15 protein-coding genes are annotated in these 16188 nt (G+C 58.8%); 5 read left to right on the forward strand and 10 right to left on the reverse strand.

Annotation, left to right across the window (positions count from 1 at the left end):
• Window positions 1–132: 132 nt before the first annotated feature.
• The 3 genes from C8K58_RS28680 to C8K58_RS28690 all read left to right on the forward strand — a co-directional run bounded on the left by C8K58_RS28680 (window position 133) and on the right by C8K58_RS28690 (window position 3351).
• Complete coding sequence (locus tag C8K58_RS28680) at window positions 133–1134, forward strand: diguanylate cyclase domain-containing protein (RefSeq protein ID WP_027607612.1); 1002 nt, start codon at window positions 133–135, stop codon at window positions 1132–1134.
• Window positions 1135–1282: 148 nt separating this feature from the next.
• The gene (locus C8K58_RS28685; RefSeq protein ID WP_108574762.1) at window positions 1283–2533 is read left to right on the forward strand and encodes an aspartate aminotransferase family protein; all 1251 of its coding nucleotides are present in this window, start codon (window positions 1283–1285) and stop codon (window positions 2531–2533) included.
• A gap of 101 nt (window positions 2534–2634) precedes the next feature.
• Entirely contained in the window at window positions 2635–3351 is a 717-nt protein-coding gene (locus C8K58_RS28690) for a hypothetical protein (RefSeq protein WP_092359284.1), read from the forward strand.
• A gap of 49 nt (window positions 3352–3400) precedes the next feature.
• Here the strand turns inward: C8K58_RS28690 and C8K58_RS28695 are convergent, their stop codons facing one another.
• Together C8K58_RS28695 and glyA are read right to left on the reverse strand one after the other, a co-directional pair.
• Window positions 3401–4483: a pyridoxal phosphate-dependent aminotransferase gene (locus C8K58_RS28695; RefSeq protein WP_092359286.1), complete on the reverse strand. Its 1083-nt coding sequence runs from the start codon at window positions 4481–4483 to the stop codon at window positions 3401–3403.
• A gap of 146 nt (window positions 4484–4629) precedes the next feature.
• On the reverse strand, window positions 4630–5985 hold the full coding sequence (glyA, locus tag C8K58_RS28700) for a serine hydroxymethyltransferase (protein WP_027607616.1): 1356 nt from the start codon (window positions 5983–5985) through the stop codon (window positions 4630–4632).
• Window positions 5986–6289: 304 nt separating this feature from the next.
• On the opposite strand from glyA, the gene C8K58_RS28705 reads away from it, so the two are divergent.
• Both C8K58_RS28705 and C8K58_RS28710 read left to right on the forward strand, forming a co-directional pair.
• Entirely contained in the window at window positions 6290–6895 is a 606-nt protein-coding gene (locus C8K58_RS28705; RefSeq protein ID WP_027607617.1) for a helix-turn-helix transcriptional regulator, read from the forward strand.
• On the forward strand, window positions 6882–7760 hold the full coding sequence (locus C8K58_RS28710; protein ID WP_027607618.1) for a queuosine precursor transporter: 879 nt from the start codon (window positions 6882–6884) through the stop codon (window positions 7758–7760). Before C8K58_RS28705 ends, C8K58_RS28710 begins: the two co-directional genes overlap by 14 nt.
• 51 nt (window positions 7761–7811) lie before the next feature.
• Here C8K58_RS28710 and queC read toward each other — a convergent pair whose 3' ends face one another.
• From queC to hmpA, 8 genes are all read right to left on the reverse strand, one after another.
• Window positions 7812–8510 carry a 7-cyano-7-deazaguanine synthase QueC gene (queC, locus tag C8K58_RS28715; RefSeq protein WP_027607619.1) on the reverse strand — a complete coding sequence of 233 codons (699 nt, stop codon included), beginning with the start codon at window positions 8508–8510 and terminating at the stop codon, window positions 7812–7814.
• 104 nt (window positions 8511–8614) lie between these two features.
• The gene (gene cyoE, locus C8K58_RS28720; protein ID WP_027607620.1) at window positions 8615–9502 is read right to left on the reverse strand and encodes a heme o synthase; all 888 of its coding nucleotides are present in this window, start codon (window positions 9500–9502) and stop codon (window positions 8615–8617) included.
• Between the two features lie 11 nt (window positions 9503–9513).
• Complete coding sequence (gene cyoD / locus C8K58_RS28725; protein WP_010206434.1) at window positions 9514–9855, reverse strand: cytochrome o ubiquinol oxidase subunit IV; 342 nt, start codon at window positions 9853–9855, stop codon at window positions 9514–9516.
• Window positions 9855–10481: a cytochrome o ubiquinol oxidase subunit III gene (locus C8K58_RS28730; RefSeq protein WP_010206435.1), complete on the reverse strand. Its 627-nt coding sequence runs from the start codon at window positions 10479–10481 to the stop codon at window positions 9855–9857. Before C8K58_RS28730 ends, cyoD begins: the two co-directional genes overlap by 1 nt.
• Before the next feature lie 3 nt (window positions 10482–10484).
• Window positions 10485–12503 (reverse strand): cytochrome o ubiquinol oxidase subunit I, encoded by a 2019-nt coding sequence (gene cyoB / locus C8K58_RS28735; RefSeq protein ID WP_065939027.1) that lies wholly within the window; start codon window positions 12501–12503, stop codon window positions 10485–10487.
• Between the two features lie 3 nt (window positions 12504–12506).
• Window positions 12507–13448 (reverse strand): ubiquinol oxidase subunit II, encoded by a 942-nt coding sequence (gene cyoA / locus C8K58_RS28740; RefSeq protein WP_027607622.1) that lies wholly within the window; start codon window positions 13446–13448, stop codon window positions 12507–12509.
• A gap of 794 nt (window positions 13449–14242) precedes the next feature.
• On the reverse strand, window positions 14243–14749 hold the full coding sequence (locus C8K58_RS28750) for a disulfide bond formation protein B (protein ID WP_027607623.1): 507 nt from the start codon (window positions 14747–14749) through the stop codon (window positions 14243–14245).
• 166 nt (window positions 14750–14915) lie between these two features.
• Window positions 14916–16097 carry an NO-inducible flavohemoprotein gene (hmpA, locus tag C8K58_RS28755; RefSeq protein WP_108574763.1) on the reverse strand — a complete coding sequence of 394 codons (1182 nt, stop codon included), beginning with the start codon at window positions 16095–16097 and terminating at the stop codon, window positions 14916–14918.
• Window positions 16098–16188: the final 91 nt, after the last annotated feature.

The raw sequence follows: 16188 nt of genomic DNA on the forward strand, positions 1-16188 counted from the left end.
TGGCCACCCTCCTGTAGCCGTCCATCCGCCCTATTCAAAGCGCACAAGCTCCGTTGTACAGTAGCTCCAGCCACGGAGTATCGGCATCAATATGACTGGCCTTGGACGCCAGCCCATGCAAGGAGCGCACAGATGGACGATACCTCCGACAACGGTAATTTCTCCCACCTCAATGCCGACATGCTGCATACCGTGCTGGAGCTGGTCAGCGACGGGATCTGGGACTGGAACGCCAATACCGGGTTCGTCTACCGCAACCCAGGCTGGTACGAAATGCTGGGCTACCCCCGCCACTCCCTGGAAAACAGCGTGTTCACCTGGGAGACCGTCATCCACCCGGAAGACTACCCCCACGTGATGACGCTGTTCGATGACTACATCCACCGTCGCGCTCCCCATTATCAAATCGAATACCGTTGCCGCAAAAAAGATGGCAGCTACCTGTGGATTGAAGACCGGGGCTACGTGATTGCCCGTAACCCCGATGGCTCGGTGGCGCGGATGGTCGGCGCCCATCGCGATATTCATATACGCAAGTGCTCCGTCGAACAGCTGGAGCGGCGCAACCAATCCCTTGAGGCGCTGGTGGCCGAGCGCACGCGCGAATTGTCACGGGTCAACCAGCAGTTGCAATTGCAGCTGGACGAAAACCGCTCCCTGGCCGAACGGGATGCCCTGACCCTCGTCGCCAACCGCTATCGCCTGGAAAAAGTCCTGCTGGAAGAGTGCGACCGCGCCCAGCGTTTTCGCCTGCCGCTGGCATTGATCGCGATGGATATCGATGATTTCAAGCCGATCAATGACCAGCATGGTCACGGCGTGGGCGACCAAACCCTTTTGCAGGTAGTGGAATGCCTGGAAAGCTGCCTGCGCCCAGGCGACCTGCTCGCGCGCTGGGGTGGCGATGAGTTCATCGCGGTCCTGCCCAAAAGCGCACTGGAAACCGCCAGGGAGCTGGCCGAGAAAATCTGCCAAAAGATGCGCAAGATCCCGATGCGCGGCGGCCTCCACGTTACCCTGAGCGTGGGCGTGGCCGAGCGCCGTATGGATGAATCCCCCAGCGCGCTTATGGCGCGCGCCGATCAGGCGCTGTATCGCGCCAAGGCGGCGGGCAAGGATGGGGTGTCGGCGTAGCATCGACGGGGCTACGGCGTTGCCAAAAACGAGCTTTTAGCAACAGCTCTTCCGATTTGGAATGACCCGGCGACTTTATTTCGTTTGCGGCAGGGCCTGGCCCACGGCTTAGATAAAAGCACGCCCGCCACTGCCGAGTCCGAGATTCATGAGCCGCGAAACCATCAGCCAGTCGATTTCCATCGTTCATCCCATCAGCCTCAGCCATGGCAGCAACGCCGAGGTCTGGGACACCACGGGCAAACGCTATATCGATTTTGTCGGCGGGATCGGCGTGCTCAACCTTGGCCATTGCCACCCGGGCGTGGTGGCGGCGATTCGGGAACAGGCGACGAAGTTGACCCACTATGCGTTCAACGCGGCACCGCACACGCCCTACATCGAACTGATGGATCGCCTGACCGGGTTTATCCCGGTGGACTACCCCGTCAGCGGCATGCTTACCAACAGCGGTGCGGAAGCGGCAGAAAACGCCTTGAAGATCGTGCGCGGCGCCACCGGCCGCACGGCGGTGATCGCCTTTGACGGTGCTTTCCACGGCCGCACCCTGGCCACCCTCAACCTCAATGGCAAGGTGGCGCCCTACAAACAAAAGGTCGGCGTCCTGCCCGGCCCGGTGTATCACCTGCCCTACCCCAGCGCCGATAACGGCGTGAGCTGCGCTGAAGCGCTGAAAGCCATGGACCGCTTGTTCAGCGTGGAAATCGACGTCGGTGACGTCGCCTGTTTCATCATCGAGCCGGTGCAGGGCGAAGGCGGTTTCCTGGCGCTGGATATCGAGTTTGCCCACGCCCTGCGGCGCTTTTGCGATGAACACAATATCCTGTTGATTGCCGATGAGATCCAATCGGGCTTCGGGCGCACCGGCCGGCGTTTCGCCTTCTCACGCCTGGGCATCGAACCGGATCTGATCCTGCTGGGCAAAAGCATCGCCGGCGGCGTGCCGCTGGGTGCGGTGGTCGGGCGCAAGGCCTTGATGGATAACCTGCCCAAAGGCGGCCTCGGTGGTACTTACTCGGGTAACCCCATCGCTTGCGCGGCAGCATTGGCTACCCTCGATGCGATGACGGACGAACACTTGCAGGCCTGGGGCTCGCAACAGGAAGCAGCGATCGTCGGCCGCTATGCCGCCTGGCGTTCGCAGCACCTGTCGCCGTACCTGGGCCGCCTGACCGGCGTCGGTGCCATGCGCGGCATCGAACTGGCCAACGCCGACGGCACGCCCGCGTCCCGGCAACTGAGCCAATTGCTGAGCCTGGCGCGAGACGCCGGGCTGTTGTTGATGCCCAGCGGCAAGTCGCGGCACATCGTGCGCTTGCTGGCACCGCTGACCATCGAGCCTGCGGTGCTGGAAGAAGGACTGGATATTCTCCAGGCGTGCCTGAAGCAGTTGGTTTGACGCCCTGCATTCGCCGGTCGGCAGCCTTGACCTGATCCCCCTCCCCGCTGAAAATGCGCGACGCTTTTTTGTCTTCCGTTTACTGAAGTAGTGAAATTTCAATGTCCGATTCTTACACCGAACACTCCGCCGAAGAATCCGTAGTCGCCTTGCACGCCAAGGCTGAATACGAAAACGCCATCAATCTTTCACAGCATGTGCCAGCCGCCAAGATCATCAGCGAGATGGTGCTGGACGCCTTTCACACCTCCAAGGAAAGCGACCAGATCCGCGAACTGCGCGTGGCCATCCGCCAGGCCCACGACGCCTTCGACGACGACAAGGCCTACGACCTGATGGGCCAGCTCAAACAGCTCAAGGACGCCGAAGCCGCTGACAACCTCGCCCTTGAAGACCTGAGCGGCAAGTTCTCCATCAGCCGCATCCTGTCGAGCTTCAAGGATGATCCTGAGTTTCAGGAGCTGGTCTACGGGCTGGCCCTCAAAGTGCTGAACCAGTCTCACCAGGCCATCAGCAACCCAAGCGCCGGCAAAGGCAAGGCCGCTCGCCCCAAGAAAGAAGCCGAAGTGTTTGTGATCAGCAAGGACGGCACCAGCGTCACCCTGCCGCTGCGCACGCCACGCTCGCGGTTGAACGTCGACCGTGAGGCGTTTGAGTTCCTGGGCTTCAGCTTTGTAGGCGAAGGCGACGAAGCCGAGCTGGAGGTTGAAAGCTTTGTGGATAACGCCGGCGTCGAGCAGCCGCTGAGCCGCAAGAGCGTGATTACTGCGCTGCAACAGCAGACGGCGTTTGAGGGCTACAGCATCGCGCAGCAGTGACATCCCTGAACTGAATGTGGGAGGAAGAAATCCTCCTCCCACATCGGCGCTAGACCGTCGCCGCAAACACCTCGCGAAACCGCTCCATCTCCCGCTTGTTCCCCACCGTCACGCGCACCCACTGTGGCCAGTTTTTCCACACCCGCCCGATGAACACGCCCTGTGCGGCAAGCTTGTCGATGACCTGCTCGGCCGGTTGCTTCACGTCGATCATGAAGCAGTTGGCCTGGGAGGCCGTGCAGGTGAAGCCACGGCCCTTGAGCCAGGTGATTGTTTCATCGCGCAGCTGGGCATTGAGTGCCTTGCGTTGTGGCAGCAGCTTTACGTCTTCCAGGCTGGCGAGGCCGCCGAGCAGGGAAGAACCCGCCGGGACATTGTCACCGCCGAATACCGCCAGCCGTTCCAGCAGCGCCGGGTGGCCGATCGCCAGGCCCAGGCGGGCGCCGGCCATGCCGTAGATTTTCGAGAAGGTGCGCAACACCAACAGGTCGTCATGGTCCTTGACCCAGCTCACCACGCTTGGGGTGTCGGCGAAGTCGATGTAGGCCTCGTCCACCACCAATACGCTGCCTTTGGGCTTGTTCGCCAACGCCTGGCGAATAGCCTCGGTAGAGGTGAGGGTGCCCGTCGGATTATTGGGATTGCAGACATAGAGCATCCCCGCCTGGGGATCGGCGGCGAGCATGGCGGGAACGTCGTGGGCGTGGTCGGCGTCAAGGTCCACTTCGCGCACCGGCGCCTTACGGGACTCGGCGGCCTGGCGCGGTACTTCGTAGGAAGGCGTGGCCATCACCAGGCCGCGGGTTTCGCTGGTGAACGCCAGCACCGCGTAGCGCAGCGCGGCCATGGAGCCGGCGAACACCGCCACCTGCTCTTCGGCAATCCCGTGCTGCTGGGCAAACAGGCCGGCCAAGGCGTACATATGTTTGTACGGATACCGGCCGGCTGTCGCGATGCCGCGCTGCATCGCTTCGCGGGCCGCCGTCGAAGGCCCGTAGGGGCTTTCGTTGTAGTTGAGCAGTACCTTGTCAGTCTTGGTCGGCGCAGGTGCGGCGAGCGCCCAATCCAGGCGCCCGAGCAAAGGCAGGGCGGCGCCAAGAGCGAGAAGGGATCGACGACTAACGCTGACCATGGTGACTACTCCTTGTAGACGGGTGAGGAATTCGCACAGCTCGTATAGAAGGGTATGACGAGACAAGGAACGAAGGATTTAACCGAGCCACCATGAAAAAGCCCCGTACAACGTGCGAAGACGGGGCTTTTTTCGAGCAGGGCGCTTCAGCGTTCCCAGTAGCCGGCGATGGGATATTTCGCACACAAGGCTTCGAGTTCTGTACGCAGTTGTTGCTGCAGAATCGGTTCGAGGCGGTACGCGTGCTCCCCCAGCGGGGTGACATTGTCCAATACCCGGCACACCAGATCGATGATGTGTCGACAGCCCTCGGCATCAACACCGCGTTGCGCCATGGAGCCCGTGCCGATACACAAGCCACTGGCAACGGCAGACGAACGCGTCTCACCCGGTATGCGGTTTTTATCCACCACGACACCGCAGCTTTCCAGCGCCGACTCGGCGATAGCGCCGGTAACGCCGCCGCGCAAGCGAATCAGCACGGTATGGTTTTCACTGCGCCCGCCGACCACTTCATAGTCATGGGCCTGAAACGCGCTGGCCACTTCATCGGCCAGGGCACGAATCCGCCCCATGCACGCGTCGAACTCCGGTGTCATCGCGTAGCCCAGCGCAGCGGCTTTGGCGGCGATCATATTGACCGCAGGCGCGCCCTGCATGCGTGGGAACACGGCTTGATCAAGTACACGGCTGAAGGTCGCCCTCAAGCCGGGCACCTTGGTATGGGCATCGCGGCCGGACAGGATCAAGCCTCCGCGCGGCCCACCCAGCTGCTTGTGGGTACAGGTGGTGGTGACATGCGCGGCGTTGATCGGACTCGGGTGCCGCCCCGTCACGACCAGCCCGGCAATATGAGAAATGTCGGCGAGCAGGATCGCACCCGCTTCATCGGCTATGGCGCGAAACCGCTCGAAATCCACAACCCGCGAATAAGCCGATGCACCGCAGATGATGATGCGAGGGCGATGGGCAAGCGCCAGACTACGCACCTGCGCGTAATCGATCAGTCCGTCGGCGGTGGTGCCGTAGCGAATGGCCTTGTAGTAGGCACCGGTAAATACGGCGGGGCTGCCATGGGTAAGGTGCCCACCGTGATCGTGGGCCATGCCCAGCAGGGTATCCCCCGGTTCAAGCAGGGCGGACAGCACTTGGGCGTTGGCGTTGGAAGCCGAGTGCGACTGCACGCCGGCGTAGTGGGCATCGAACAATTCACGCGCCCTGCGGATAGCCAGGGACTCGACCAGATCGACATTCTCGCAGCCCGCCCGATGGCGTCGGCCAGGCGCGCCCTCGGCGGTGATGTTCACCAATGCAGACGCGGAGGCCACCAGGGTGCGGGGTTCGACCGCACAGGAGGACGCGACCAGTGACAGTGTGCGGTGCTGGCGCGCCACTTCCGCGTCCAGCAGCATCGCCAACTCCATGTCCTCGGCGTGCAGATCCGCCATGCCTCGGCGCAACAGGTCAGCCTGATCCTGCAGGTGTACGGTATTGACTGCCATGGGGAGTGTCCTTTCCTTGGTCGCTGCGTAGCGGTTCGTCCTGAACCGTGGCGCTCAATTAAACAGGAAATTAAACATTTTCCAAATTAAATGTTCGCTTTTGTCCCCCTTTGCCGAGTAACTGGCCATTTGCCTTTCCGCCTGACAGGGTCGAGCATCTTGGGCTTTATTGTTAAGCCACGCGCGTGCAACACTTGCGCCCGCCGCAAAGCCTGAACGCCCTGGATGGGTACTTCAGTGCTGAAACAGCCTGCGTGGCGTCTTCAAGGATCAACGGTTTTTACTAAAGGGAAGTGGTGAGCACGTGATGCACAGACGAGAAAAAGCCGAGCACTTGAAGAGCAACATCAAGTACTTGATCAAGAGCCGCGGCGAGACCCAACTGTCGTTGTGCAGCGCGGCCGGCCTGACCCGCACCACGATCTACAACATCCTCGAAGGCAAGGTCGTCAACGTTCAACAGTCGACCCTGCGCAAGATTTCCGATTTTTTCGGCGTGTCTTACGAAGAAATCGAGACCATCGATTTTGAAGCCAAGGAAATCATCGAGAGCAGTGTGTCGCCCCAGGGCAATATGAACCCGGCAGCCGTGCCTGTGCTCAAGCAAAGCCAGGTCATGCAGCACCTGGACAAGCGCATCGGCGAACTGGCCACCCTCTTCCCGCTCACGTACTACTTCGGCGCGTCCCATAACCTGATCGGCGTGCAGTTGGAGCATCCCATCGCGGGTGTGAACGAGCCAGGTGACCTGCTGATCATCCAGAAGGGCTCATCGAGCGATGCCAAGGAAAAGCTGGTGTTCGACAAGGTCACTCAGGCGCTGTTGATCAGCCGTGAGGCCTGCGCCAACTCAGAACGCCTGTGTGTACTGGGCGATATCATTGAGGAGCGCTTCAATGACCACGCATGAAAGCGAGATAGAAAACAGCAAGTACAAACTGCTTGGCTTCGAAAATGACAAGAGCCTGGCCGTGATCATGATCATCGCCACGGGCAAGATCATCCGGGTCAAGTTGAGCGAAGTCATCAACAGCGAAATCATGGACAACTTAAATAAAATGGAAGTTAAAAACCTGTACAAGAAGTTCTATTCCCAAGGCGGCTCGGTGACCGCGTACGACCTCAATGACCGTAATGAAAACTCATGGATGATCTACATCATCCTGAACCTGCTGCTCTTCACTTTTTATATTTTCACCAGCATCGCCGCGACCAAACCGATCTACATCGAGTCACTCGACATCATCGTCACACCCGGCACTTTCCTGTATCCGTTGACCTTTTTGATCGTGGACCTGCTCAACGAAAACTTCGGCCTGAGACTCGCCAGAAAGGCCATTCTGTTTGCCTTTGCCAGCAACGCGATGATCATCATCCTGCTCTACGGCTCGACCTTCCTGCCCGGCCTGCCAGGTTGGAAGCTCGACGGTCCTTACAACGATGTGATCGTCCAGGTATCGTCGGTATTGATCGCCTCTTCGGTGTCGTTCCTGGTGTCGGAAAATATCAACTCGTATTTACTGTGCAAGATCAAAGAACTGACCAATTCCAAATACCTGTACCTGCGCATTTTCCTCAGTACGTTCTTTGCAGTGATTATCGACAGCTTCCTGTTCTGCTTCATCGCGTTCTACGGTGCCATGCAGACCAGCGACATCCTGAGCATGATCTATGTACAGATCGCGATCAAAGTCGGTTTTGCGTTCTTCAATATCCTGCCGGCCTACGGTGCGCGCTCGTTGTTCAAGCGCTACCTGACCGCCGCCACTGCCTGATGCGTAGCAGCTGTCGAGCCTTGTCGAGGCTCGACAGCTGCGTGTTGGAGGTCAGTTCAGCTGCAATTTCTGCTTAAGGCTCTGCATGACCGCTGCCTTGTTCTGCAGGTAGTCATTCAAGCCACGTGCACGCAGGTTGCACGCATCGCACTCGCCGCAGCCGGTGCCGATAATGCCGTTGTAGCAGGTCAGGGTCTGCTCGCGGACCAGGTCCAGTTGCTGGTGGTAATCCGCCAATGCCCAGGTCTCGGCCTTGTTCAGCCACATCAACGGGGTTTCCAGGCGTACGTCGTACTCCATGCCCAGCTTGAGCGCCTGGTTCAAGGCTTTGACGAACTCATCGCGGCAATCGGGGTAGCCGGAGAAGTCGGTTTCACACACGCCGGTGATGACCGTCTCGGCCTTGACCTGATACGCGTAGATGGCCGCCAGGGTTAAAAACAGAATATTGCGGCCCGGCACAAAGGTGCTCGGCAGGCTTTCGCCGGAGCTGTTCACGGTAGGCACCGGGATGTTGTCGCGGGTCAGGCTGCTGATCGCCAGTTCGTTGAGCAGCGACACGTCCATCACTTTGTGAACGGTGGCCCCCAGTTGCTTGGCCAACTGCCGGGCGACTTCGATTTCCGCCACATGGCGCTGACCGTAATCGAAGGTGATGCAGTGCACTTCGTCATACAGCGGCAGCGCCTGGATCAGGCAGGTGGTCGAATCCTGACCGCCACTGAACACCATAACGGCTTTTTTACTCATCACTTTGCTTCCTGCAGGGGTAGGGTTTGGTCGTAGTTTAAAGGTCACTCAATAAAAAACCCCGCGCTTCTTTCGAAGGCGGGGCCTTTTTATTACTCAGACACTCAGTGGGCGTAGGTCAGCAACAGCTCTTTCGGCACTTGGAAATCCAGGGACATCATCACGCTGAGCGCGGTGATGGTGAAGATCGAGAACACGAACAGCTTGCGCGCCCAGACGGTGTCGTCCACCGCCTTGTAGCCGGTCCAGGCCATGTACAACCAGTACATGCCCATGGCGGCGGCGACGGCAAGGTAGCTCATGCCGGCGTAGCCACTGAAGGTCAACATCAAGGTCGCCACGAGGAAGGCCAGGATGTAGAGCAGGATGTGCTTCTTGGCGACCTGGATGCCACGCTTGACCGGCAGGACCGGAATCGAAGCAGCCAGGTAGTCGTTGAAGCGGAAGATCGCGATGGCGTAGGAATGCGGCATCTGCCACAGGCTGAACATCACCAGCAGCACCAGCGCAGCCATGTCGAAGCTATTGGTCACAGCCACATAACCAATCACCGGCGGCATCGCCCCCGACAGACTGCCCACCAGCGTGCCGTGCACCGACTTGCGCTTGAGGTACAGGCTGTAGAGACCGACGTAGATGACAAAACCGATCACGGCAAACAACGCCGCCAGCGGGTTGGCCACCTGGTACAACAGGGCCACACCGGCAACACCCAGGACGGTCGCGAAGATCAGCGCCAGTTTCAGGGAAATCAGGCCCTGGACCAGCACGCGATTCTTGGTGCGCTCCATCTTGATGTCGATGTCACGGTCGATGCAGTTGTTGAACACACAGCCGGAAGCCACCACCAGGGACGTACCGATCATCGCAGCCAGGAAGATGGCCAGATCGACATGTCCCTTGGAGGCCAGGAAGAAACCGCCCGCCACAGAAAGCACGTTACCGAAAATGATCCCCGGTTTGGTGATTTGGATAAAGTGCTTAAGCGACATCGGGTCTTACCTCACTTCGCCATCATGAACGTATGGATGCTGAACATGATCCATATCGACAGGCCAACCAGCAGCAGGATTACTAAGCCTGCGAACACGAACGCAATCACGTTATCGCGCTGCTCTTTAGAGCGATCCAGGTGCAGGAAGTACACCAGGTGAACCAGAACCTGAATCACCGCGAACGCCAGTACGATCATCAAAGTGATCGACTTCGGCAGGGTCGGGTACATCACCAGACCGAACGGGATGAGCGTCAGGATTACCGACAGGATGAAGCCGATGGCGTACGACTTAACGCTGCCGTGGCTCGCATCATGGCTGTCATGGTCATGGGAGTGTGCATTAGCCATTACAGAGTCCCCATCAGGTAAACAACGGTGAAGACGCAGATCCAGACCACGTCCAGGAAGTGCCAGAACAGGCTCAGGCAGCTCAGGCGAGTCTTGTTGGTGTTGGTCAGGCCGTGTTTATTGACCTGATACATCATCACCGCCATCCACAGCAGGCCGGCCGTCACGTGCAGACCGTGGGTACCAACCAGCGTGAAGAACGCCGACAGGAAGCCGGAACGGTGCGGGCCGTAGCCTTCGGAGATCAGCAGGTGGAACTCGTTGATCTCCATGCCGATGAAGCCCAGGCCGAACAGGAAGGTCAGTGCCAACCAGCTCAGGACGCCTTTCTTGTTGCCCTTGTAGAAGGCCAACATGGCGAAGCCGTAGGTGATCGAACTGAACAACAGCAAGGCGGTTTCGCCGAGCACGTAAGGCAGTTCGAAGATGTCGTGGCCCGACGGGCCACCCGCAACGTTGTTTACCAGTACCGCGTACACCGCGAAGATCGACGCAAACAAGATGCAGTCGGTCATCAGGTAGAGCCAGAAACCGAAAACGGTCATCGGCCCCGAGTCGTGGTGATGGTCATCGTGCCCATGGTCATCGACATGGGCGTGTCCAGCATTGGTCACTAAGTTCGACATGGTTTAAGCCTGTTCCAACGAGGTTTCTACACGGTTGGCCGGGATTTTCTTCTCGGCGACCAGGCGAGCGTGCTGCTCGGCTTCGATGCGCTCGATCGTTTCGACCGGCACCATGTAGCCTTGATCATCACGTGCTGCGTGGACAATGAAGTAGCCGATGGTGCCCACCAGGCTCACGATTGCCAGCCACCAGATGTGCCAGATCATCGCGAAACCGAACACGGTCAACAGCGCACCCATCACCACGCCAGTAGCGGTGTTGCTTGGCATGTGGATCGGCTCGTAGTGCTTGGGCTTCTGGTACGCAGTACCGTCTTCCTTGGCTTCGGTGAACGCATCGATGGTGTTCGCAGTCGGGATCACGGCGAAGTTGTAGAACGGAGGTGGCGACGAGGTCGACCATTCCAGGGTGTGGCCATTCCATGGGTCGCCGGATTCGCAAGCGTTCTGCTTACGGTCACGGATGCTCACGTACAGTTGGATCAACTGGCAGGCAATACCCACAGCGATCATGAGTGCACCGAACATGGCGACGTACAGGTACGGCACCCACTCAGGGTTGGTAGTGGCGTTCAGACGACGGGTCATGCCCATGAAGCCCAGTGCATAGAGCGGCATGAACGCAACGAAGAAGCCCGAGATCCAGAACCAGAACGCAGCCTTGCCCCAGCCTTCGTGCAGCTTGAAGCCGAACGCTTTCGGGAAGTAGAAGCTGAAACCGGCGATGTAGCCGAATACCGCACCACCGATGATCACGTTGTGGAAGTGCGCGATCACGAACAGGCTGTTGTGCAGTACGAAGTCAGCACCCGGGATGGCCAGCAGTACGCCGGTCATGCCGCCGATGGCGAAGGTCACCATGAAGCCCAGGGTCCACAGGACCTGGCTGGTGATGCGCAGACGGCCGTGGTAGATGGTGAACAGCCAGTTGAATAGCTTCACCCCCGTCGGGATGGAAATCAGCATCGTCGCCAGGCCGAAGAAGGCGTTGACGCTGGCCCCCGAACCCATGGTGAAGAAGTGGTGCAGCCACACCATGAAGCCCAGTACGGAGATTGCGCCCGATGCGTAGACCATCGAGTGGTGACCGAACAGGCGCTTGCCGGTAAAGGTCGAGATCACTTCGGAGAAGATACCGAACGCTGGCAGGATCAGGATGTACACCTCAGGGTGACCCCATGCCCAGAACAGGTTCACGTACATCATTGGATTGCCACCAAGTTCATTGGTGAAAATGTGGAAATCCAGGTAACGGTCAAGCGACAGCAGCGCCATGGTAGCGGCCAGGATCGGGAACGACGCCACGATCAGGACGTTGGCCCAGGTGCAGGTCCAGGTGAAGATCGGCATGTCCATCAGTTTCATGCCAGGGGCGCGCATTTTCAGGACGGTGGCCAGGAAGTTGACCCCCGTCAGCGTCGTCCCGAGTCCTGATAACTGTAGCGCCCAGATGTAGTAGTCCACACCCACGCCAGGGCTGTACTGGATGCCCGACAATGGCGGATACGCAACCCAACCGGTCTTGGCGAATTCGCCGACCCCCAGGGAAACGTTGATCAGCACCACGCCGGAAACCAGCAGCCAGAAGCTCAGGGAGTTCAGGAACGGGTAGGCAACGTCACGCGCACCGATCTGCAGCGGCACTGCAAGGTTCATCAGGCCGGTGAAGAAAGGCATCGCCATGAAGATGATCATGATCACACCGTGGGCGGTGAAGATCTGGTCATAGTGTTCAGGCGGCAGGTAGCCAGGCGAACCTTCGGTGGCCATGGCCAACTGGGTACGCATCATGATGGCGTCGGCAAAACCACGCAGCAGCATGACCATGGCAACGATGATGTACATCACGCCGATTTTCTTGTGGTCGACCGACGTCAGCCACTCGGTCCACAGGTAGGTCCACTTCTTGAAATAAGTGATTGCTGCAAACAGTGCCAGACCACCCAGCGCGATCATGGCGATGGTAATCATCACAATCGGCTCGTGGAACGGGACCGCATCCCAACTTAATTTACCAAACATCGTTTACTCCTCTGCCCCAGCAGTTGAATGCGAGCCGGTGTCAGAACCTTCAACCGCGGCCACTTCTTTCTTCTCGTGCTTGACCGGCTTGCCTGGCTTCATACCTTCGTACTTGTCGACGATTTTCTGAAACAGGTTCGGCTCATACGCGGAGTACAGGGCGACAGGGTTGTTCTGACTTGGTTTGGTCAGGGCGTCGTATTCAGCTTGATCAAGCTGTTTAGGTGCGGCCTTGACTTCGGCTACCCAGGCGTTGAAATCTTCCTGGCTCGTCGAGATCGCTTTGAATTTCATGCCGGTGAAGCCAGCGCCGCTGTAGTTCGCGGAGATGCCTTCCATTTCAGCTTTTTCGTTGGCGATCAGGTGCAGTCGGGTCTGCATGCCTGCCATCGCGTAGATCTGACCGCCCAGGGCAGGGATGAAGAACGAGTTCATCACGGCGTCGGAGGTGATCCGGAAGTTAAGCGGGGTGTTCTCAGGGAAGCGAATCTGGTTAACCGTGGCGATACCCAGGTCCGGGTAGATGAACAGCCACTTCCAGTCCAGCGCGACCACTTCGATGTTGATCGGCTTGACGTCGGACTCCAGCGGACGGTACGGGTCCAGCTCGTGGGTCGACTTATAGGTGATGTAACCCAGGGCGATGATGATGAGGATCGGGACCAGCCACACCGCGATTTCGATCTTGGTGGAGTGCGACCACTTAGGCGCGTAGGTCGCGCTGGTGTTCGACGCGCGGTATTTCCAGGCGAAGGCAAAGGTCATGATGATCACAGGCACCACGACCAACAGCATCAGCAGGGTGGCAGTGATGATCAGGTTTCGTTGATCCAGACCGATCTGTCCTTTTGGGTCCATCAAGGTCCACTTGCAGCCTCCCAGCATTAACATCATGCCAAGCAGCGGCAAAAAGCCTAGTAATCGGGGGTACCTGTTTTTACTCATCTCACGACCTCTAAAGCAGCTTGCGCAATGCAGTTGGGTTTTGATCGCCAACACTTCACCCTGCCAAGGGTTGGCATTTCTCTTCGATTGAATAAGAGCCTGCCCGGCACGCCATATAACGGAGCGTTTCACGGACCTGCGGTGAGTTCTTATTCGATTTCGTGGTTAAAGGCCTTATTACAGACCAATTCCCTTTGGTGCGGATAGTTGAAAGGCTGCCGGAACCTTGGGGTCGCACAGAGCCGTCCATCTGCCCCTCGACCGCTCCAGTGCTCAAAGATTGAGCAGCACCGGACATTCAGTGCGGGCGATTGTAGTTAGCTAGCGATGTATAAACCATGTCTTATAAAGAAATAATTTTTATCGATTACAGCAATAATCCTTCACCAATATTGCAATGGTTCGCGATCTTATCGCGTTCGATTCTCAACAAAAACCAAAAAAATTGCCGTGTTATAGGGCAAACCGTCACAGCCCTTACCCCCCGTAAGGGCCTACGAAACCTATGCAACCCCCCATAAAACAAGGCATTCGGACATCACTCAAAGCCTTGTACGACGTGAGGTACGTGGCGGCGTCCAAACCACGAACTGACAGCACATCCTGGAGGCTTTTTGCAAATTTAAGCGCTGGTTTGGCGGGTCAGGAACGTCCTGCGGCGGCTTCCGTGTGACAACATGTCGCACACTGCGCGCAGCCAAAATTGTCCGGCGTCACGCTCTGTTCACAAAAGCCTACATGCAAAAACGCCCCGGCCTTCCTTGAAGAAAGACCGGGGCGTTTCACTGATGGGTTCAGCCTTTGTGGCGGCGATTGCGATAGATGCCCAGGGGCACCAGGATGACCGTCAGCACGAACGCCACCAGCGCCCATTGCGCCAGGGACAGGCCCAGCACCGGCGGGTATGGGGTGCTGCAGAAACCGTCGACCTGGAAGCCCAGTGGGAAGACCTTGGCCAGGGGCAGGTCGTCGACGATAGGTTGCAGTACATCGACGCCGCAGCTCACCTGCGGGAAGAACTGGGTGTACACATGGTGACCGGCCGCAGCCACCCCACCGAGAGCGCTGAGTACCACCAGGCCTTCGAACAGCGTGAGGGCGCCCTTGGTGCGCATGGCGGCACCGATGAACGCGAAGATCGCAATCAACAGCAAGGCATAGCGTTGCAGGATGCACAACGGGCACGGCGCCTCGCCCAACACCACCTGCATGTACAACGCCCCACCGATCAGCGCCAGGCAGATGATGCCCAGCAACACCAGAAAGCGCCGCTCCCTGCCTAAACGCAATTCGTCACTCATCCCCGTATCCCTTTGTTTGGTTGTGCCAATGGCCGCAAGTTTACACACAGAGAGTGGTTTAAACAGAGAGGGGTTAACAGGGGATTAATCGAGAGGAACAGAGATCCAAATGTGGGAGAGGCGAGCCCCCGCCCACATTATTTTGAACAGTGTGAACCTTCAGGTCCTATTCCAAGGCAGCCGCCGGGCCGAAGAATTCGTAGCGGCTTTGTTTCTCGGGTACGCCCAGGGCCTTGAGGTGGCGCTTGATCGCCGCCATGAAGCCTTTAGGTCCCAGGAAGTACGCGTCCAGGTCACGCTGCTCCGGCAACCATGCGGCCAGTTGCTCCTGGCTCAACAGACCGACTTTATCCGCCGCCGGGCTCACGCCATCGTCCTCGGCATAGCAATAAAAGCGCTTGAGCTGCGGGTGCTTGGCTGCCAGGCCGTCGACCCAGTCACGGAACGCATGCACCCCGCCATTGCGCGCGCAGTGGATAAAGTGCACCGGACGCTGGGTGGCCAGTGCGGCCTCCAGCATCGGCAAGGTTGGGGTGATCCCTACCCCGCCGCTGATCAGCACCAGCGGCTTATCGCTGGCCGCCAGGGTGAACTCGCCCGACGGCGGAAACAGGTCAATCGTCGCACCGACCTGCAACTGGTCATGCAGGTGATTGGAAACCCGCCCGCCGGCCTCGCGCTTGACGCTGATGCGGTATTCACCCCCATCACTCAACGCCGACAGCGAGTAGTTGCGGCGCACTTCCTCACCGTCGAGCACCAGCCTCATGCCGATGTATTGGCCCGGCGCGGCCGCGAGGATCGCCCCGTTGTCCGCCGGCGCGAAATAGAAGGAAGTGATCTCGGCGTTCTCCTCCACACGCTTGACCAGGGTAAACGCCCGCGCACCGCGCCAGCCGCCGGGGGCCTGGGCTTTCTCTGTGTAAATAGCGGCTTCGGCACCGATCAGGATGTCCGCCAGTTGGCCGTACGCGGCGCCCCAGGCATTCATCACCTCAGGGGTGGCGATCTCACTGCCCAGCACCTCGGAAATCGCCCGCAGCAAGCAAGCGCCCACGATCGGGTAATGCTCCGGCAGGATCTGCAAGGCGACGTGCTTGTTGATGATCTTCGCCACCAGGTCGCCCAGTTGGTCGAGCTGGTCGATATGCCGCGCGTACATCAATACGCCATTGGCCAGGGCGCGGGGCTGGTCACCGCTGGCCTGGTGAGCCTGGTTGAACAGCGGGCGAACCTCAGGGTACTCGGAGAGCATCATGCGGTAGAAATGGGTGATCAGCGCTTCGCCGCCGCTTTCCAGCAGGGGCACGGTGGATTTGACGATGGCACGGTCTTGGGCACTAAGCATGGGAGCCTCCTGGGCTTCTTTACTGATTGCCCTTAGCTACTCAGTATTCATGCCAACTTATAAATCCTTTAATTTCAATAAGTTGAACATT

This window comes from Pseudomonas sp. GV047, assembly GCF_003058245.1.
GTDB lineage: Bacteria > Pseudomonadota > Gammaproteobacteria > Pseudomonadales > Pseudomonadaceae > Aquipseudomonas > Aquipseudomonas marginalis.